This is a genomic window from Guyparkeria sp. SB14A (genome assembly GCF_005096345.1).
Classification (GTDB): domain Bacteria; phylum Pseudomonadota; class Gammaproteobacteria; order Halothiobacillales; family Halothiobacillaceae; genus Guyparkeria; species Guyparkeria hydrothermalis.
Genome location: NZ_SWAW01000008.1, coordinates 4,596 through 22,129, shown reverse-complemented (window position 1 = coordinate 22,129; position 17,534 = coordinate 4,596). Strand labels below are relative to the sequence as shown.

The window sequence follows — 17,534 nt, the reverse complement described above, 5'->3', positions numbered from 1 at the left end:
TCGTGGCCTTCGCCGCCGTGAGCCTGGCGCGCCAGATCTTCGGTTCGCTCGAGGAAAAGACCGCGCTGCTGATCGGTGCCGGCGAGACGATCGAGCTGTGCGCGCGCCACCTGCAGTCGGCCGGCCTGACCAAGGTGATCGTCGCCAACCGGTCGATCGAGCGTGCCCACATGCTCGCCGAGCAGTACCAGGGCAGCGCCATCGGCCTGGGCGACATCCCCGCCCACCTGCACCGGGCCGACATCGTGATCTCCTCGACCGGCAGTTCCCTGCCGGTGCTCGGCAAGGGCGCGGTCGAGCAGGCGATCCGCGAGCGCAAGCGTCGCCCCATCTTCATGGTCGACATCGCCGTGCCGCGCGACATCGAGCCGCAGGTGGGCAACCTGCAGGACGTGTATCTCTACACGGTCGACGACCTCAAGACGGTGATCGACGAGGGCCAGCGCAGCCGCCGCGAGGCCGCCGAGCAGGCCGAGGAGATCATCGACGTGCAGGTCGAGCATTTCCTGCAATGGGTGCAGTTGCAGACCGGCGCCGAGCTGATCCGTAACTACCGGCGTCGTGCCGAGGCCATGCGCGACGAAACCCTCGCCCGGGCGCGCTCCATGATGCAGTCGGGGCGTGATCCGCAGGAGGCGCTCGACTACCTGGCCCGCACGCTCACCAACCGTCTGATCCACCAGCCGACGGTGGTGCTCCGCCAGGCCTGTGTCAGCGGCGATCTCGCCACCGTCCAGAGCGTCTCCCACGTGGTCGGCCTCGACGAGGACGCCGAGTCGCTGGCCCAGCGCGCCTTGCCCGTGGGTCAGTGGGGCAATCGCAATCCGAACGACGACCGCGAGCGCTAGCAAAGGCCCTGCGCCCGCCACTCGGCCGGGCGCCGCTCCTGTGACTGTTCGTTCCCCTCACTTTTTCGTACCCGAATCCCCTCTATGCATCACGCCCTGGCCGCCCGGCTCGACAGCCTTGTCGAACGTTTCGAGGAAGTCACCGCTCTGCTCGCCGACCCCGAGGTGATCGGCGACCAGGAACGCTTCCAGCGCCTGTCGCGCGAATACGCCAAGCTCGAATCGCTGGTGAGGAATGTCGAAGCCTATCGAGCCATCGAACGCGACCTGACCGAGGCACGCGCGCTGGTCGAGGGCGATGATCCCGACATGGCCGAGATGGCGCGCGAGGAACTGGCCGAGCTCGAGTCGCGCCACGCCGAACTGGACGCGGAGATCGAGCGCCAGCTCCTGCCCGAGGACCCGAACGACGAGGGCGACGTGTTCCTCGAGATCCGCGCCGGGGCCGGCGGTGACGAGGCCGCCATCTTCGCCGGCGACCTGTTTCGCATGTACGGGCGCTTCGCCGAATCCCAGGGCTGGAAGGTCGAGGTGCTGTCCGCCTCCGAGGGCGAGCACGGCGGTTACCGTGAATTGATCAGTCGGGTCAGCGGCGATGGCGTCTACGCCTGGCTGAAGTTCGAGTCCGGCGCGCACCGCGTGCAACGCGTGCCGGTCACCGAGACCCAGGGTCGCATCCACACCTCGGCGGCCACCGTGGCGGTCATGCCGGTGATCCCGGCCGCCGAGGCGCCGGAGATCAACGCGGGCGACCTGCGCGTCGATACGTTCCGCGCCTCGGGTGCCGGCGGTCAGCACGTCAACAAGACCGACTCGGCCATCCGCATCACGCACCTGCCCACCGGTACGGTGGTCGAGTGTCAGGAGGAGCGTTCCCAGCACAAGAACCGCGCCCGGGCCATGGACCTGCTGGCGGCAAAGCTCGCCGACGAGGCGCGCCGGGAACAGGCGGCGGCGACGGCGGCGAGTCGCAAGGCCCTGGTGGGAAGCGGCGATCGTTCCGACCGTATCCGCACCTACAACTTCCCGCAGGGGCGGGTGACCGACCACCGCATCAACCTGACGGTCCACCAGCTCGACAAGATCCTCGACGGCGACCTCGCCCAGGTGGTGGTGCCGCTGCGCCAGGCCGACCAGGCCGAGCAGCTCGAGGCATTGGCCCAGGACGGCATGTGATCGAGGAAGGCGCGTGATCGGGGACGAGGGTGCCGGCGAGAGCCTAGATACTGTGCTGCGCCGGGGGGCGGAACGGATTGCCGCCGGTCGCGGCTGCGACCGGGGCGAGGCCTTGTTCGAGGCCCGCCTGCTGGCCGGGTTCGTGACCGGCCTGGATACCACGGCGCTGATGCTGCGGGGCGACCGCCCCCTGGACGCCGACACGCGCGCGGCCGTCGACCGTCTCTGCGATCGGCGCGCGGCAGGTGAGCCGGTCGCCTACCTGGTCGGGGAACGGGGTTTCTGGCGCTATCGCTTCCAGACCGCGCCGGGCGTGCTGATTCCCCGGCCGGACACCGAGGTCCTGGTCGAGTGGGCCCTCGAGCGGCTCCCCGAGCGGACCGCTCCTTGCGTGCTGGATCTGGGCACGGGCACGGGCGCGATCGGCCTGTCGATCGCCGCCGAACGGCCGGCTGCCTGTGTGCACGCGGTCGATCGCAGCGAGACGGCGACCCGACTGGCGGCCCGGAACCGCGCCTTTCTTGCCGAGCAGGGCGCCTCGGTGGGCATGGGGATATGGCAGGGCGACTGGCTGTCCGCGGTGGCCCCCGAATCGGTCGATCTGATCGTCAGCAATCCGCCCTACATCGACGCCGACGACCCGCACCTGCGTCTGGGTGACGTGCGCCACGAACCGGTCGAGGCCCTGGTCGCCGCCGATGCCGGCCTGGCCGACTACCGGCGCATCGTCGAGCAGGCCTCGTCGGTCTTGCGACCGGGCGGTTGGCTCTTGTTCGAGCATGGGTTCGAACAGGCCGACGCGGTGGCGGCGCTGCTTGACCAGGCCGGTTTCGAGGCCATCGAGACGCGGCGCGATCTCGGCAAGCAGCCGCGCGTGACCGGCGGGCGGCGTCCCGGCTGATCCTCGCGATACGTCCATCTTGGTTCGCCTGACTAGGGAAGGTCTGCACGAATGCCATACGACTGAAGGCTTGGTGAGTCGTTCGTGATCAAGGCACTCAGAGCGATATGGCATTCGTGCAGACCTTCCCTAACTGCGTTAGTCTTGACTCGTACAGGGCGGAAGGCAAGGCGCCGGCATGGAAGACAAGCAACTGATCAAGATGCACGAAATCTGGTTTCGTGGCCCGCACCAGGAAGGTGAGCCGGCACGAGCCGCGGAGGCGTTCGCCCGGTGGCTGCCGGGGGTGATCGCGGCCAGACGGCGCGGGCCGCTCTGTCTCGAGGTCGAGTACGACCTGTCCGGCATCTGCCTGAAGGCCATCCGCCAGGCGCTACAGGCCTCGGGCTTTCACCTCGACGCCGCGCTCTTGGAGAAGCTCAAGTGCGCCCTGGTCGATTACACCGAGCAGAACCAGCGCGAGGCCCTGGGGCTGGACGGCTGCAACCTGCCGCCGCAGAAATACCGGCCGACCGGCGAGGCGGGCCTGGTTCGTGAGCGACACGTCGAGGACCAGGGCGACCGATCCGACGACCCCTGGCGCCACTACCTGTAAGAACCTGATAATCGATCGCGCCGCAGGCGGACGACTCCCTCCGGCACCAATGCCCGGCCCCAGGCCGGGCATTTGCGTTCCGGCACGTAACGACGACTCATTCTGACGATTCACTGGCAATGAAAGACGACCAATTGCTGCGCTACGGGCGCCACATCATGCTCGACGGACTGGATTACGAGGGGCAGGAGCGCCTGCTCGATGCCCGCGTGCTGATCGTCGGGCTGGGCGGGCTCGGCTCGCCCGTCTCGATGTACCTCGCTGCGAGCGGGGTGGGCGAGCTTCACCTGGCCGACTTCGACCGGGTCGACCTCTCCAACCTCCAGCGTCAGATCGTGCATGACCAGGCGCGCGTCGGGCAGAGCAAGGTGGCCTCCGCCGCGGCGCGTCTGGCCGAGATCAACCCCGAGGTGCGGCTGGTCCCGGTCGAGGAGAAACTGGCGGGCGAGGGGCTGGCCGAGGCGGTGGCACGGGTCGACCTGGTGGTCGATTGCTCGGACAACTTCGATCTGCGCTTCGCGCTGAACGCGGCGTGTGCCGAGCGGCGCGTGCCGCTCGTTTCCGGGGCGGCGATCCAGTGGGCCGGTCAGGTGACGGTGTTCGATCACCGCGACCCGGATGCCCCCTGTTATCGCTGCCTGTACCGCGAGGAGGGTGAGGACGAGTTGCGCTGCGCCGAGACCGGCGTGCTCTCGCCGCTGGTGGGCATGATCGGCAGCCTGCAGGCGGCCGAGGCGATCAAGGTGCTCGCCGGGGCCGGCCGGCCGCTGGTCGGCCGACTGGCGCTGTTCGATCTCAAGGATGCCGAGTGGCGCACCGTCAAATATCGCCAGGACCCGGGCTGCCCGGTGTGTGCCGCGCGCCGCGCCGGTTGAGCCAGAGTAGTCCTTAGTCGTCGGACTCGGCCAGGGCGCGGGCCACGTCGCGCACCAGTTGCGGCCCGCGGTAGATGAGGCCGGTGTAGACCTGCACCAGATCGGCACCGGCACGGATCTTCTCCAGCGCCGCTTCTCCCGAATCGATACCACCCACCCCGATGATCGGGAAATCGTCCGGCAGGCGCTCGCGCAGGGCGGCGATCACCTCGGTCGAGCGCTCCCGTACCGGGCGGCCGGAGAGCCCGCCGGCTTCGTCGGCCTGCGGCAGGCCCGAGACCAGCGGTCGCCCGATGGTCGTATTGGTGGCGATCACCGCATCGATCCCGTGGGCGACCAGCGCGTCGACCAGTGCCGGGAACTCCTCGTCCTCGATGTCCGGGGCGATCTTGATTGCCAGCGGCACGTGACGCCCGCTCTCGTCGCGCAGGCGTTCGCGTTCCTCGGCCAGTCCGGCGAGCAGCGCGGTGAAGGCCTCGCCGCCCTGGAGGTTGCGCAGGTTGGCGGTGTTGGGCGAGGAGATGTTGATGATGACGTAGTCGGCCTGGTCATAGACGGCGGCCAGCCCGGCGCGGTAATCGTCGAGTGCCGCCTCGATCGGGGTGTCGAAGTTCTTGCCCAGGTTGATGCCCAGCGGCACGGTACGCGGCGCGGCGGCGATGTTCGCCAACGCCGACTCGATACCGTCGTTGTTGAATCCCATCCGGTTGATCAGGGCCTCGGCGTCGGTGAGTCGGAACAGGCGCGGCGCGGGATTGCCCGGCTGGGCGCGCGGGGTCAGCGTGCCCACCTCGAGAAAGCCGAAGCCCAGGCAGGACAGGCCGGCGATGTGCGCGGCGTTCTTGTCCAGGCCGGCGGCCAGTCCGACCCGGTTGGGGAAGTCCAGGCCCATGACGGTGGTTGGGTCCGCCGGGACCCCGCGACGCTGCATCCCGCACCACGGCGTGCGGGCCGCCAGATCGAGCAGGGTCAGCGTGACGCGGTGGGCCGTTTCCGGATCGAGGCGGAACAGCAGGGGGCGAAGGAGGGGATACAGGTCCATGGAACTCGTGTCTGCAGGCTGGATGCGGCGGGTCGATGACCGGGAGCGCTCATTGTAACGAGATTTGTCGGCCAGCGGCGGAACCCCGCGCGGCGATTGATATACTCCCGCGCCAGTGCCCACCGGGTCACCCGCCGGCCACCCGCTCGTGATGAGACCGACCACCATGCTCGATTCCCGCCGTTTTCACCTGATCGTCCTGGCCGTGGCCGTCGCGATCGGCTACGTCTGGGGCATTGCCAGCCTGCCCCTGTTCGACCTCGACGAGGGGGCGTTCACCGGCGCGACCTGGGCGATGTTCGAGCGTGGCGACTTCCTCACGCCGTACCTCAACGAGGAGCCGCGCTTTGCCAAGCCGGTGCTGATCTACTGGTTGCAGGCCGCCTCGGTCGGGGTGTTCGGGTTCACCGAGTGGGCCTTCCGCTTGCCGTCGGTACTCGCCTCGGCGGCCTGGGTAGGGCTGATCTATGCCTTTGCCGACCGGTATCTGGGTGGCCGCTCGGCCTTCTTTGCCGGGTTGATCGCGGCCACCTCGCTGATGACCACCGTGGTCGGCAAGGCGGCGATTTCCGATGCCGTGCTGCTGTTGTTTCTCACCGCCGCGGTGTTCGCCACCTTCAATCACTGGGTGAGCGGCGAACGGCGCTGGGTGCGCTGGGCCTACCTGGCGATGGGACTGGGGTTTCTCACCAAGGGGCCGGTGGCGGTGGTCATTCCGGCGCTGGCGAGCTTCGCGTTCTACCTGGTCACGGCGCGCGGGCGCGACTGGTGGCGGGCGGTGCTCGACTGGCAGGGCATTCTGATCTTTCTCGCCGTGGCGCTGCCGTGGTACATCGCCGTCTGGATCGAACACGGCCAGTACTTCATCGACGAGTTCTTCCTCAAGAACAACGTCAGCCGGTTTGACGAGCCGATGGAAGGCCATTCCGGTGGCCTGTGGTACTACCCGGTGGTCACCCTGGTCGCCCTGTTGCCATTCACCGGGGCGGTGCTCACCGCGTTGCGTTACCTGCCCAGCGACTGGCAGGCGGCCTACGGCAAGCCGGCCTCGTTGCCGCTGGCGCTGCGCCGCTTCGGCTGGATCTGGTTCGGCCTGACGCTGCTACTGTTCTCGTTTTCCGGCACCAAGCTGCCGCATTACCTCAACTACGGTCTGGTGGGCCTGATGCTGGTAATGGCCTCCCACCTGCCGCACATCCGGCACCGGTGGTTGCATCTGGTGCCGCCGGCGCTGTTCCTGTTGTTCGTCCTGCTGTTGCCCTGGCTGGTGGAAATCAACTTCGACCAGATCAAGCCGTCCTACGTGCAGGACATGCTCGCCGAGCGGGACCGGTTCTTCGGCGTGTCGTGGTACCTCATCGTCGGCGGCACCCTGGCCCTGGTCATCGCGGCCGGTCTGGCGCGGACGTGGTCGCTGCCCAAGGTGATGATCCCGGTGGCACTGTCCTGCGCGCTGGTGGTCAACGCGTTGGTGCTCAACGCCGTGGGCCAGATGCAGCAGGGGCCGGTGCGCGATGCGGGCCTGATGGCGCGTGATCTGCCGGGGCCGCTGGTGATGCGCGACATGAACATGCCGAGCTTCGGTGTCTATGCGCAGAAGGTGGTCGAGCGGCGCGAGGTGCGGGAGGGCGACCTTCTGCTGACCCGCAGCGAGCGGGCCGAGCGCACGCCCGGCGAGGTGTTGTACGCGAAGGGCGGCTACGTGCTGATGCGGGTTGGCTCCAGCGATTGACCCCGTTAGCTGGCCGGCCCGGGAAGGCCGTCCTTGAATCGTTAATGGGCTACCATGATTCCATGGCCGTCACGGTAGGCCATGGAAGCGTAATCGACGGATCGTTCGGACCCACGATGGCAGACCCCGATAGATCGAGGGGCTGTGGATGAGAGAGGTAGAGGCATGCAGGATTTTCTCAAGAATCGACGCCGTTTCATGACCGTCATGGCCGGTGCCGGCGCCGCGTTCGGCCTGGGGCGCGCACAGGCGCAGGACGGCGGTGGCGACGAGGAGTTGTTCTTCCCGGGTGACGAGCCGGCACACAAGGTGATCTACCAGCTCAACCACGGCGACGTGGACTACCAGACCCACGTGCTCAACTCGATGAACGCCATGATCGGCAAGTACGGCGGCAACGTGAAGATCGCCGTGGCCTGCTTCGCCAAGGGCATCCACATCCTGGCCAAGGAGCCCAAGCGCGAAGTCGACGAGGAGATCTATGCCCGCGTCGAGGGATTCGCCAAGAACTACGACGTCGAGTGGATCGCCTGCGGCAACACCATGGATACCGTGGGCTACAGCGCGGACGACATCCGGGAGTTCGCTCGCATCGAGCAGGTCGGTGCCGCGGCCCTGATGGAATACCAGGAAGACGGCTACGCGTACATCGCCTGGTAAGGATTTATCAATCCACGCGAACAACCCATTTAAACCCATTGATCCCATTAAGGATTGTCTGTGGATGAACTGATTATTCGCCAGCCGGACGACTGGCACCTACACCTGCGCGACGGGGCGATGCTCGACGCCGTCGCCGGCTACTCCGCGCGCCAGTGCAGCCGGGCGATCATCATGCCCAACCTGGTGCCGCCCGTGACCAGCGTGAGCGAGGCGCGGGCCTACCGCGACCGTATCCTGGCCGCGCTTGGCCCGGACAGCGGGTTCGAGCCGTTGATGACCCTGTACCTGACCGATCGCACCACGGCCGCCGACATCGAGCAGGCCGCGGCCGATCCGCATGTCCACGCGGTCAAGCTCTACCCGGCCGGGGCCACCACCAACTCCGAGAACGGGGTCACCGATCCGCTGGCGATCGAATCGGTGCTCGCGGCGCTGGAACGCACCGGCCTCCCGTTGTGCGTGCACGGCGAGGTGGTCGACCCGGCGGTCGACATCTTCGATCGCGAGGCGGTGTTCATCGAGCGCGTGCTCAAGCCCATGCTCGAACGTTACCCCAACCTGCGCGTCGTGATGGAGCACATCACCACCGCCCAGGCCGTGGCCTTCGTGCGCTCCCAGGGCGAACGCCTCGGCGCGACCATCACCGCGCACCACCTGATGTTCAACCGCAACGCGATGCTCGCCGGCGGGATCCGCCCGCATTACTACTGCCTGCCGATCCTCAAGCGCGAGAAGCATCGCGAGGCGCTGCTCGAGGCGGCGGTCGATCCGTCCGGCAAGTTCTTCATGGGCACCGACAGCGCCCCGCACCCCAAGGGCGCCAAGGAGTCGGCCTGCGGCTGTGCCGGGGCCTTCACCGCGCCGGTGGCCGTCGAGCTCTACGCCCAGGTCTTCGACCGGCTGGGCGCGCTCGATCGGCTCGAGGCGTTCACCAGCCTCAACGGGCCACGGTTCTATGGCCTGCCGGTCAACGAGCGTCGCCTGCGCCTGGAACGCAAGGCCCAGACGGTCCCCGCACCGATCGATTGCGGCGGCGACGTGGTCGTGCCGTTCCTGAGCGGAGAGACGATCGACTGGACCGCGACGCTTGTCGATGAGTGAGGTCGACGGCGCCGGCCAGCCGGATGTGCAGCCGCCGCTGGACTGGCCGGGGGCGCCGGGCTCTGCGCGACCGCGGCTTGCGGGTTCACCCGCCTGGCAGGCCGGGCTCAAGCAGAGCCCGGAGTCCTTCCGCGTGGACGAGGAACTCGGCTTTGACCCCAGCGGGGCGGGCAACCACTGGCTGATGCGCCTGGAAAAGCGCGACATGGCCACCGGCGCGCTGGTCGACTGGATCGCCAAGGTGACCGGCACGCGGGCGCGCGACATCGGCTTTTCGGGGCTCAAGGATCGCCACGCGGTCACCACCCAGTGGCTGAGCGTTCCGCACGAATCCTTCGATCCGGCGGCCTTCGAACGGGCCTGCGCGGAGGCGGGCGTCGGCCTGCTGGCGCTCGATCGCCATGATCGAAAACTGCGCCGTGGCACCCACCGCGCCAATCGATTCCGCTTGCGCCTGCACGACGTCGCGCCCGTCCACGAGAGCGAGGCGCCCGACCTGGCGGGGTACCTGGCCGAACGGGCCCCGGGTCTCGCCTCGCGCGGCATGGCCAACTACTTCGGCGAACAGCGCTACGGGCGGTATTTCGGCAACCTGCGCGGCCTGGTCGAGTGGGGCCAGGGCATCCGGACGGGGCGCCCCAAGCGCCAGGCGCGCAACTGGTTGCTGTCCACGCTGCGCTCGGCGATCTTCGACCGCGTGCTGGCCGACCGGGTTGCCAGCGGTGGCATCGACCGGGTCGAGCCCGGTGACCTGCTGCAACTGGCCGGTTCGCGCAGCCGTTTCCTCGCCGAGGCCGACGAGCTCGACGTGCTCGAGGCGCGGCTGGCGCAGGGCGACGTCATGCCCACCGGCCCGTTGTGGGGCGAGGGTGCCTCCCCGGCGGGTGATGGGGTGGCGGCCCGCGAGAATGCCCTGGCCACCGAGATGCTGGCCCGGTTCGGCGAGGCGACCTGGCGGCAATGGCTGAGCGATTGGCGGGTGGAGGCCGACCGTCGTCCACTGGCCGTACGCGTAACCGACCTCGAGTACGGGGTCGAGGACGGCGCGGTCGAACTCGCGTTTTCCCTGCCGCCGGGCAGCTACGCCACCGAACTGGTCGCCGAGCTTTTCACCGTGACGTCGTCCGATTGAGTCCACGTGGTTCGCGGTCGCTTCGCGGCACGGGGCGGTCGTGACGACTAGGCTCATGCCAACGAATCGCTGAGGGGAGACTCCCATGCTCGAATCCATCGCGGTCCTGATGGGATCGATCGTCCTGGTCGCGCTCACCGCCCTGACCGGCGGTATCTTCCGCCCCGATGGCTGGTACCGCGAACTGGCCAAGCCGTCGTGGACGCCGCCGGACAAGGTCTTTCCCATCGCCTGGGCGGTGCTCTATCTCCTGATGGCGGTGGCTGCCTGGCGGGTATTCATGGCCGACGAGTCGACCGCCCGCAGGGCCGGCCTGATCCTCTACCTCGTCCAACTGCTGTTCAACGCCGCCTGGTCCTGGCTGTTCTTCGGTCGCCGGCGCATCGTGGCCGGGCTCGTCGACATCCTGGTGCTGTGGTTGGTGCTGAGCCTCACCATCGGGCTGTTCGCCCAGGTCAGCGCGCTTGCCGCCTGGCTGCTGGTGCCCTACTGGTTCTGGGTCGCCTTCGCCGCGTTGCTCAACGCGCGCATCTGGAAGCTCAACCCGTTCGAGTCATCGCCCCGTAACGTCTGACCGCCAGGCTGCGGGTCGGAGTAACGGACCGGCGGGCGCCGACACCGGCTCGGAATTGGGTAGAATCCCGCCTTTGACGTCCATCGCCGGGAGCGACCCATGTCCGAGCACCACCTGCCGCCCGATTCGATCGGCGAGCACGACGAGGAATACCTCGGCCCGAGCAAGTCCCAGGTCAAGCGCGAGGCGCACGCCGCCCAGGCGCTGGGCGTGGGGCTGGCCGAGCTGGACAGCGAGGCGCTCGACCGCCTGCCGATCACCGATCGCCTGCGCGACGCGGTCGACCAGCTCAAGGCGACTCGCTCGCGGGGCGCGGCCAAGCGCCAGCGCCAGTACATCGGCCGCCTGATGCGCGAGGAGGACGTCGAGGCCATCGAAACGGCCCTGCGTCGGCTCGACCCCAACTCGCCGGAAAACCAGCGCCGGCAGATGCAGGCCGAGGCCTGGCGTGACGCGCTGATCGAGGACCACGAGGCGATTACCCGCTTTATAGACAGCTACCCGGCCGTCGACGTCCAGCACCTGCGTCAGCTGCAGCGCTCGGCCCGGACCGAGGCCGCGCGCGAGGAATACGGCAAGGCCAGCCGCGCCCTGTTTCTCGAGGTGCGCGACGTGATCGAGGCGGCCGGGGACATGAACGACGAAGGAACGAATCAAGCATGAAGGTCACGATTTTCGGCACCGGCTACGTCGGTCTGGTCACGGGGGCGTGCCTGGCCGAGGTGGGTCACGAGGTCACCTGCGTGGACGTCGATCCGGGCAAGATCGAGCGCCTGAACGACGGCATCATCCCGATCTACGAACCCGGTCTCGAGCCGATCGTGCGCGAGAACCACGAGCAGGGCCGCCTGCACTTCACCACCGATGCCGCCAAGGGGGTCGCCTTCGGCGAGCTGCAGTTCATCGCCGTGGGCACGCCGCCCGACGAGGACGGCTCGGCGGATCTCCAGTACGTGCGTGCCGTGGCCGCGACCATCGCCGAGCACATGGAGGCGCCCAAGATCATCATCGACAAGTCGACCGTGCCGGTGGGCACCGGCGACCAGGTGCGCGAGGTGGTCGCCGAGACACTCGCCCGCCGCGGCGTGGACCTCGCCTTCGATGTCGTCTCCAACCCCGAATTCCTCAAGGAAGGCGCGGCGGTCAACGATTTCATGAAGCCCGACCGCATCATCGTCGGCACCTCTGACCCGCACAGCGAGGCGGTGATGCGCGAGCTCTACGCGCCGTTCAACCGCAACCACGATCGTGTGATCGTGATGGACCTGCGCTCGGCCGAGCTGACCAAGTACGCGGCCAACGCCATGCTGGCGACCAAGATCAGCTTCATGAACGAATTGGCGAACCTCGCCGAACGACTCGGGGCGGACATCGAGAACGTGCGTCTCGGCATCGGTTCCGACCCGCGCATCGGCTATCACTTCATCTATCCCGGCTGCGGCTACGGTGGCTCGTGCTTCCCCAAGGACGTGCAGGCGCTCTCGCGCATCGCCCATTCGGTCGACCATGAGCCGTTGCTCCTCGACGCCGTCGAGGCGGTCAACCGTCGCCAGAAGCACCGCCCGTTCGAGATGCTGGTCGCCCACTACGGCAGCGTCGAGGCACTGGCCGGCAAGACCTTTGCCCTGTGGGGGCTGGCCTTCAAGCCCAACACCGACGACATGCGCGAGGCCCCGTCGCGCACGCTGATGGAATCGCTCTGGGCGGCGGGGGCGAAGGTGCAGGCCTTCGACCCGGAGGCCATGGAGGAAACCCAGCGCATCTACGGCCACCGCGACGACCTCGCCCTGGTGGGCACGCGCGATGCCGCGCTCAAGGGCGCCGATGCCCTGGTGATCTGCACCGAGTGGAAGGCCTTCCGTGCCCCGGACTTCGCCTTGATGCGCGAGTCGCTCACCGAGCCGGTGATCGTCGACGGGCGCAACCTCTACGACCCCGAGCGCCTCAAGGCCGAGGGCTGGCACTACTACGGCATCGGGCGGGGCGAGTCGGTCCAGCGGCTCGCCTGAGCCGCCCGTATCGGCGGACCGGCCATCCGCCGATCTGCAAGTCCCGGCTCTCCCGCCTAGACTCCCCGGTAGATTTCAAGAAAGGGGAGGCAAGCCATGAAACAGCCAGCCTGGTTGATCGGCGCGACACTGCTCGCCGCCGCCGGCGTGGTGAGCGCCGAGGAAATGAAGGTCAAGGTTACCCCTGACCTCGAATCGGTCACCGTGATGCACGAGGGCAAAGAGGTCGTGATCAAGCGCGACCAGGACCCGGACAGCCGCATCGCCGAGGACTACACCCAGACCAGTCGCGAATGCCCGCCGTTCTGCGTCCAGCCCATGCAGTTGCTGCCCGGCGTGCACACCATCGGCGAGATCGAGCTCCTGGAAATGCTCGCCGACCGCGCGATGGGCGAGGACGAATTCCTGCTGATCGATTCGCGCACCCCGGACTGGTACAACAAGGGCACCATCCCCAGCGCGCAGAACATCCCGTGGACACAGCTCCATCCGGAGGCATCGACCTTCGATCCGTTCGTCGCCGAGACGCTGCTGATTGACGAGTTCGGCGTCAAGAAGACCGACGGCCTGTTCGACTTCCGGGACGCCAAGAAGCTGGTGCTGTTCTGCAACGGCCCCTGGTGCGGCCAGTCGCCGACCAATATCCGGGCGATGGTCGGCATGGGCTACCCGGCCGACAAGATCTACTGGTACCGGGGCGGCATGCAGCTCTGGCACACCCTGGGGTTGACCACCGTCGAGCCCTGATTGGGTCTCGGGCCCAAGAGTTTCCCAAGGTAGAAACCCACGTCATCGACGTGGGTTTTTTGCGTGGGCGCAACAGCCCGGTATGGCGGGGCGGGAATGCGTAGCCGGCTACTGGTTGCCCGGAAATTGTCGGTTGATATAGTGGATTCGCTCGGGCGTATGCCCTTAACTATCCGGCCAATCGACGGCCGCTTTGGACCACGCCACGCATGGATCGTCGACGTTTTCTCGCCCTGACCCCGCTTGCCCTTGGCGTCTCGGGAATGATCCCGTTTCTTGGCGGGTGTCGGCAGGACGATCCCTTGCGCGTCTCCTACCACCCCTGGGTCGGCTACGAGACCCTGTATTTGGCCGAACGCTTCGCCTGGTTGCCCGAGGCGGCCACGCTCACCCGGCGCCAGTCGGCCTCCGAGTCGCTTGCCGCCCTGCAGAAACACGAGGCCGATGCCGCCGCCCTGACCCTTGACGAAGTGATCCGCGCGCGCGTGCAGGGCATGGACCTGGTGGTGGTGATGGTGTTCAACGTCTCGGCCGGGGCGGATGCGCTGGTGGTCAACGAATCGATCAAGCGCCTGGAGCAGCTGGAAGGCAAGCGCATCGGGGCGGAGGGCTCGGCGGTGGGTGCCATGCTGCTCGACCGGGTACTGGAAAAGGCCGGCCTGGGCCGCGAGCAGGTCACCGTGGTGGACTTGCCGATCGACAGTCACGTGGCCGCCTGGGAGGCCGGCGACGTGGAGGCGCTGGTCAGCTACGAGCCCACGGTCGCCCGATTGCGTCGCCTCGGTGCCGTGCGCATGGCCGACAGCCGCGACTTCCCCGACACCATCTTCGACGTGTTCGCCGTGCGTCGCGATTGCATCGACCACGTCGAGCACACCCTGCTCGGCCTGATCGACGCACATTTCCGGGCGCTCGAACATCTGCGTTTCAACCGCCAGGATGCCCTCTACCGGATCGCCGACGTGGAATCCGTCTCGCCTGACGACGTGCGCCAGGCCCTGGGTGGTGTCCTGCTGCCCGACCGACGCGCCAACCAGCGCTATCTCAGTGCCGGTTCGCGCCTGACCGTCGCCGCGGCCGAGCTCCAGCGCCGGATCGGCACGTCGGGCGGCTTGCAAGGCGACTGGTTCACGGATGCCTTCCTGCCGCGGAGGCACGCGCGTGCAATCTGATCGGACCGACGGGCATGCCAACCGCGGCGGGGTCGCCGCCCTCGCGGCGAGACTCCTGCGCGGGCTGACCCTGTGCGTGCTGGTGAGCACACCCTTGCTCACGCTGGCCGCGCCCGGCGAACGGCTGGTGCTGGGCATCTTCGCCGTTCGCCCGGTGCCCCTGATGGAGCTGCGCTTCGGGCCGCTGGTCGACTACCTCAACGAGTCGATCGAGTCGGCCGAATTCGAGATGCGCGTGCTCGACCTCGACGACCTCGACCGGGCGATCCAGCGTAACGAGATCGACCTGCTGCTGACCTCGCCCACCCACTATGAGCTGGTGCGCAGCGAGAATGCGCTCTCCGGTGTGCTGGGCACCCTGGTCACCCAGCACCGCGACCGCACCACCCGCAGCCTGGGCGGGGTAATCATCGCGCGGCGCGATTCCGCCGAGATCAACGACCTGGCCGACCTGGCCGGGCGCGTGATCGCCGCGCCCGGGGAACGGTTTCTCGGCGGCTACCAGGCGCCGCTGTTCGAGGCGCTCGAGGCCGGCGTCGACCTGCGCGAATCGGCGATGTTCGATTTCCTCGGCAGTCACGACGCGGTGGTGCGTGCCGTGCTCGACGGCCAGGCCGAGGCGGGCTTCATCCGCACCGGTGTGCTGCAGGACCTGATCGATCGCGGCGACATCGAGCCGCGGGCGCTCAAGGTCCTCAACCGTCAGCACCTGGGCGACTACCCCTACCTGGTCTCGACCCGGCTCTACCCCGAGTGGCCGCTGGTGACCATGCCCCACGTCGGGCTGGCGCTGGAACGCCAGATTGCCGCGGCGCTGTTCAGCCTCAATGTCAACGATCCGGCCGCCCAGACGGCCGGCATTGCCGGCTTTGGCCCGCCGGCCGACTACCTGCCGGTCGAGCGCGTCACGCGCGAGCTGGGTCTGCCGCCGTTCGAGCGCGCCAACGACATCACCTGGGCCGATATCTGGGCACAGCACCGCAACGAGCTGCTGATCCTGGCGCTGGCGATGGTGCTGGTCGGGTTGCTGACCGTGGCGCTGGTGTTCCGCCAGATCGCCCTGCGTCGCAGCGAGGAGCGTTTCCGGCGCTTTTTCGAGGACAACGCCTCGGTACTTTTGCTGATCGATTTCGAGAGCGGCGAGATCCTGGATGCCAACCAGGCCGCGGCCGGATTCTACGGCTGGCCGCGCGAGGAACTGGTCGGTCATCCGATCGACCGGCTCTGGGCGCACCGCTGCCGGCAGTTCGAGGAGGTCTGCCGGGGCGGGATCACCGGCGGTCACTGCCATCTGCATACCCACCGGCTGCGCTCGGGCGAGGAGCGTCGCGTCGAGGTGCACGTCACCCCGCTGACCGATCACCGCCACCGCGGCCGGATGTTCGTGATCGTCCACGACATCACCGAGCGCGAACGGGCCGAGCAGGCGCTCGAGCGCGAACGCGAACGCCTGGGCAACGTGATCGAGGCCACCAACGTCGGCACCTGGGAATGGAACATCCAGACCGGCGAGACGGTATTCAACGCGCGCTGGGCCGAGATGCTCGGGTATCGACTCCCGGATCTCGAGCCCACCACCATCGAAACCTGGAAGGGCCTGGTCCACCCGGACGACCTGGAGCGGGCCGACGCGGCCCTGCAGGCCTGTTTCCGGCGCGAGCGGGACGAGTTCGAGGCCGAGGTCCGCATGCAGCACCGGGACGGTGACTGGGTCTGGGTGCTCACGCGCGGCCGGGTGCTGGAATGGACCGAGGCGGACGAGCCGCGGCGCATGTGGGGCACGCACCAGGACATCACCGCCCGCAAGCAGATGGAGCAGGACCTGCAACTGGCCGCCTCGGTGTTCGTGCACGCCCGCGAGGCCATCCTGATCACCGATCTGGACGCGCGCATCATCGACGTCAACGCCGCGTTCACCGAGATGACCGGCTGGCGCCGCGACGAGGTGATCGGCCACACGCCGAAGTTCCTGCAGTCCGGCACCCACGATCGCGAGTTCTATCGCCACATGCGCGAGCGCCTGCGCACCGCCGGCTACTGGAGCGGCGAGCTGTGGAACCGGCACAAGAGTGGCGAGCTGTTCGCCGAGCGGCTGACCATCAGCCTGGTGCACGACGCCGAGGGCCGACCGCGCAACTACATCGCGCTGGCCTCGGACATCACCGACATCAAGAACTACCAGCGCGAGCTCGAGCACCGGGCCAACCACGATGCCCTGACCGGCCTGCCCAACCGCGTGCTGATGGCCGATCGCCTCCGGCAGGCCATGGCGGCGGCACGCCGCAATCACGGCACCCTGGCGCTGGCCTTCCTCGATCTCGACGGATTCAAGGCGGTCAACGACGAGCACGGCCACGACATGGGCGACAAGCTCCTGATCGACGTGGCCAAGGACCTCGGTGCCCAGCTGCGCGAGACCGACACCCTGTCGCGCATCAGCGGCGACGAGTTCGTCATCATCCTGAGCGGCCTCGACCAGGAGGCGGATGCCGAGCCGATCATCAACCGGCTGGTCCAGACGGCGGCCCGCGAGCGTCGGATCGAGGGGGCGACGCTGCAGGTCACGGCGAGCATCGGCTATACCTTCTACCCGCAGGAAGGCGTTCTCGACGACGAGATCCTGCTCAAGCAGGCCGACGAGGCCATGTATCAGGCCAAGGCCGGCGGGCGCAACCGGGCCTATCGCTACGCTAGTTTGCCGAAAGGCTGATTAATACGACGCCAGCCACGATCAACCCCATGCCCAGCAAGGTGGGTAGGTCGGGTACTTCCCGGTAGACAACTGCCGCCACCAGGGCGACGAGAGCGATTCCCACCCCGGCCCAGATGGCGTAGGCCGCCCCGACCGGAATGCTCCGCAGGGCGAGCGCGAGGCAAAAGAACGCACCACCGTAGCCCGCGATTGCCAGTGCGCTCGGTCCTAGCCGAGTAAAGCCATCCGTTGCCTTGAGCGCGTTGGTGGCCACG

General features: G+C 67.9%; 17 protein-coding genes. 15 read left to right on the top strand and 2 right to left on the bottom strand.

Annotation, left to right across the window (positions count from 1 at the left end):
- From hemA to FAZ79_RS04945, 5 genes are all read left to right on the top strand, one after another.
- Positions 1-848: glutamyl-tRNA reductase (hemA, locus tag FAZ79_RS04965; RefSeq protein WP_136866877.1), on the top strand; the 848-nt coding region annotated here is incomplete at its 5' end.
- A gap of 84 nt (positions 849-932) precedes the next feature.
- Complete coding sequence (prfA, locus tag FAZ79_RS04960; protein ID WP_136866876.1) at positions 933-2,024, top strand: peptide chain release factor 1; 1,092 nt, start codon at positions 933-935, stop codon at positions 2,022-2,024.
- Between the two features lie 13 nt (positions 2,025-2,037).
- Positions 2,038-2,925, top strand: a complete 888-nt coding sequence (prmC, locus tag FAZ79_RS04955) for a peptide chain release factor N(5)-glutamine methyltransferase (protein WP_136866875.1) — start codon at positions 2,038-2,040, stop codon at positions 2,923-2,925.
- Positions 2,926-3,103: 178 nt separating this feature from the next.
- The gene (locus FAZ79_RS04950; RefSeq protein WP_136866874.1) at positions 3,104-3,520 is read left to right on the top strand and encodes a hypothetical protein; all 417 of its coding nucleotides are present in this window, start codon (positions 3,104-3,106) and stop codon (positions 3,518-3,520) included.
- A 119-nt stretch (positions 3,521-3,639) separates the two neighbouring features.
- Entirely contained in the window at positions 3,640-4,395 is a 756-nt protein-coding gene (locus FAZ79_RS04945) for a molybdopterin-synthase adenylyltransferase MoeB (protein WP_136866873.1), read from the top strand.
- A gap of 13 nt (positions 4,396-4,408) precedes the next feature.
- Here FAZ79_RS04945 and FAZ79_RS04940 read toward each other — a convergent pair whose 3' ends face one another.
- Entirely contained in the window at positions 4,409-5,437 is a 1,029-nt protein-coding gene (locus tag FAZ79_RS04940) for a quinone-dependent dihydroorotate dehydrogenase (protein WP_136866872.1), read from the bottom strand.
- 166 nt (positions 5,438-5,603) lie between these two features.
- Here FAZ79_RS04940 and FAZ79_RS04935 point away from each other — a divergent pair, with 166 nt between their 5' ends.
- From FAZ79_RS04935 to FAZ79_RS04890, 10 genes are all read left to right on the top strand, one after another.
- The gene (locus FAZ79_RS04935; protein ID WP_169303586.1) at positions 5,604-7,169 is read left to right on the top strand and encodes a glycosyltransferase family 39 protein; all 1,566 of its coding nucleotides are present in this window, start codon (positions 5,604-5,606) and stop codon (positions 7,167-7,169) included.
- A 165-nt stretch (positions 7,170-7,334) separates the two neighbouring features.
- The gene (locus tag FAZ79_RS04930; protein ID WP_136866870.1) at positions 7,335-7,829 is read left to right on the top strand and encodes a DsrE family protein; all 495 of its coding nucleotides are present in this window, start codon (positions 7,335-7,337) and stop codon (positions 7,827-7,829) included.
- 60 nt (positions 7,830-7,889) lie between these two features.
- Positions 7,890-8,933 carry a dihydroorotase gene (gene pyrC, locus FAZ79_RS04925; protein ID WP_136866869.1) on the top strand — a complete coding sequence of 348 codons (1,044 nt, stop codon included), beginning with the start codon at positions 7,890-7,892 and terminating at the stop codon, positions 8,931-8,933.
- Positions 8,926-10,065, top strand: coding sequence for a tRNA pseudouridine(13) synthase TruD (locus tag FAZ79_RS04920; RefSeq protein WP_136866868.1), 1,140 nt, complete (start codon positions 8,926-8,928; stop codon positions 10,063-10,065). The genes pyrC and FAZ79_RS04920 overlap by 8 nt, the downstream gene beginning before the upstream one ends.
- 85 nt (positions 10,066-10,150) lie before the next feature.
- The gene (locus FAZ79_RS04915; RefSeq protein ID WP_136866867.1) at positions 10,151-10,639 is read left to right on the top strand and encodes a TspO/MBR family protein; all 489 of its coding nucleotides are present in this window, start codon (positions 10,151-10,153) and stop codon (positions 10,637-10,639) included.
- Positions 10,640-10,738: 99 nt separating this feature from the next.
- Positions 10,739-11,302, top strand: a complete 564-nt coding sequence (yjgA, locus tag FAZ79_RS04910) for a ribosome biogenesis factor YjgA (RefSeq protein WP_136866866.1) — start codon at positions 10,739-10,741, stop codon at positions 11,300-11,302.
- The gene (locus tag FAZ79_RS04905) at positions 11,299-12,648 is read left to right on the top strand and encodes a UDP-glucose/GDP-mannose dehydrogenase family protein (protein ID WP_136866865.1); all 1,350 of its coding nucleotides are present in this window, start codon (positions 11,299-11,301) and stop codon (positions 12,646-12,648) included. The genes yjgA and FAZ79_RS04905 overlap by 4 nt, the downstream gene beginning before the upstream one ends.
- Positions 12,649-12,744: 96 nt before the next feature.
- Positions 12,745-13,395, top strand: coding sequence for a rhodanese-like domain-containing protein (locus tag FAZ79_RS04900; RefSeq protein WP_136866864.1), 651 nt, complete (start codon positions 12,745-12,747; stop codon positions 13,393-13,395).
- A gap of 209 nt (positions 13,396-13,604) precedes the next feature.
- Positions 13,605-14,567: an ABC transporter substrate-binding protein gene (locus FAZ79_RS04895; RefSeq protein ID WP_136866863.1), complete on the top strand. Its 963-nt coding sequence runs from the start codon at positions 13,605-13,607 to the stop codon at positions 14,565-14,567.
- On the top strand, positions 14,557-17,277 hold the full coding sequence (locus FAZ79_RS04890; protein ID WP_169303585.1) for a PAS domain S-box protein: 2,721 nt from the start codon (positions 14,557-14,559) through the stop codon (positions 17,275-17,277). The genes FAZ79_RS04895 and FAZ79_RS04890 overlap by 11 nt, the downstream gene beginning before the upstream one ends.
- Here FAZ79_RS04890 and FAZ79_RS04885 read toward each other — a convergent pair.
- Positions 17,258-17,533 (bottom strand): multidrug efflux SMR transporter, encoded by a 276-nt coding sequence (locus FAZ79_RS04885; RefSeq protein ID WP_247709495.1) that lies wholly within the window; start codon positions 17,531-17,533, stop codon positions 17,258-17,260. The two genes, FAZ79_RS04890 and FAZ79_RS04885, sit on opposite strands and share 20 nt — an antisense overlap.
- Position 17,534: the final 1 nt, after the last annotated feature.

What these genes read in the sequence shown, in the direction of transcription:
- FAZ79_RS04945 (WP_136866873.1), top strand. Translation starts at nt 3,640, where the DNA reads ATGAAAGACGACCAATTGCTGCGCTACGGGCGCCACATCATGCTCGAC.
- FAZ79_RS04915 (WP_136866867.1), top strand. Translation starts at nt 10,151, where the DNA reads ATGCTCGAATCCATCGCGGTCCTGATGGGATCGATCGTCCTGGTCGCG.
- yjgA (WP_136866866.1), top strand. Translation starts at nt 10,739, where the DNA reads ATGTCCGAGCACCACCTGCCGCCCGATTCGATCGGCGAGCACGACGAG.
- FAZ79_RS04920 (WP_136866868.1), top strand. Translation starts at nt 8,926, where the DNA reads ATGAGTGAGGTCGACGGCGCCGGCCAGCCGGATGTGCAGCCGCCGCTG.
- FAZ79_RS04930 (WP_136866870.1), top strand. Translation starts at nt 7,335, where the DNA reads ATGCAGGATTTTCTCAAGAATCGACGCCGTTTCATGACCGTCATGGCC.
- FAZ79_RS04900 (WP_136866864.1), top strand. Translation starts at nt 12,745, where the DNA reads ATGAAACAGCCAGCCTGGTTGATCGGCGCGACACTGCTCGCCGCCGCC.
- FAZ79_RS04940 (WP_136866872.1), bottom strand. Translation starts at nt 5,437, where the DNA reads ATGGACCTGTATCCCCTCCTTCGCCCCCTGCTGTTCCGCCTCGATCCG.
- FAZ79_RS04895 (WP_136866863.1), top strand. Translation starts at nt 13,605, where the DNA reads ATGGATCGTCGACGTTTTCTCGCCCTGACCCCGCTTGCCCTTGGCGTC.
- FAZ79_RS04935 (WP_169303586.1), top strand. Translation starts at nt 5,604, where the DNA reads ATGCTCGATTCCCGCCGTTTTCACCTGATCGTCCTGGCCGTGGCCGTC.
- prfA (WP_136866876.1), top strand. Translation starts at nt 933, where the DNA reads ATGCATCACGCCCTGGCCGCCCGGCTCGACAGCCTTGTCGAACGTTTC.
- FAZ79_RS04905 (WP_136866865.1), top strand. Translation starts at nt 11,299, where the DNA reads ATGAAGGTCACGATTTTCGGCACCGGCTACGTCGGTCTGGTCACGGGG.
- FAZ79_RS04950 (WP_136866874.1), top strand. Translation starts at nt 3,104, where the DNA reads ATGGAAGACAAGCAACTGATCAAGATGCACGAAATCTGGTTTCGTGGC.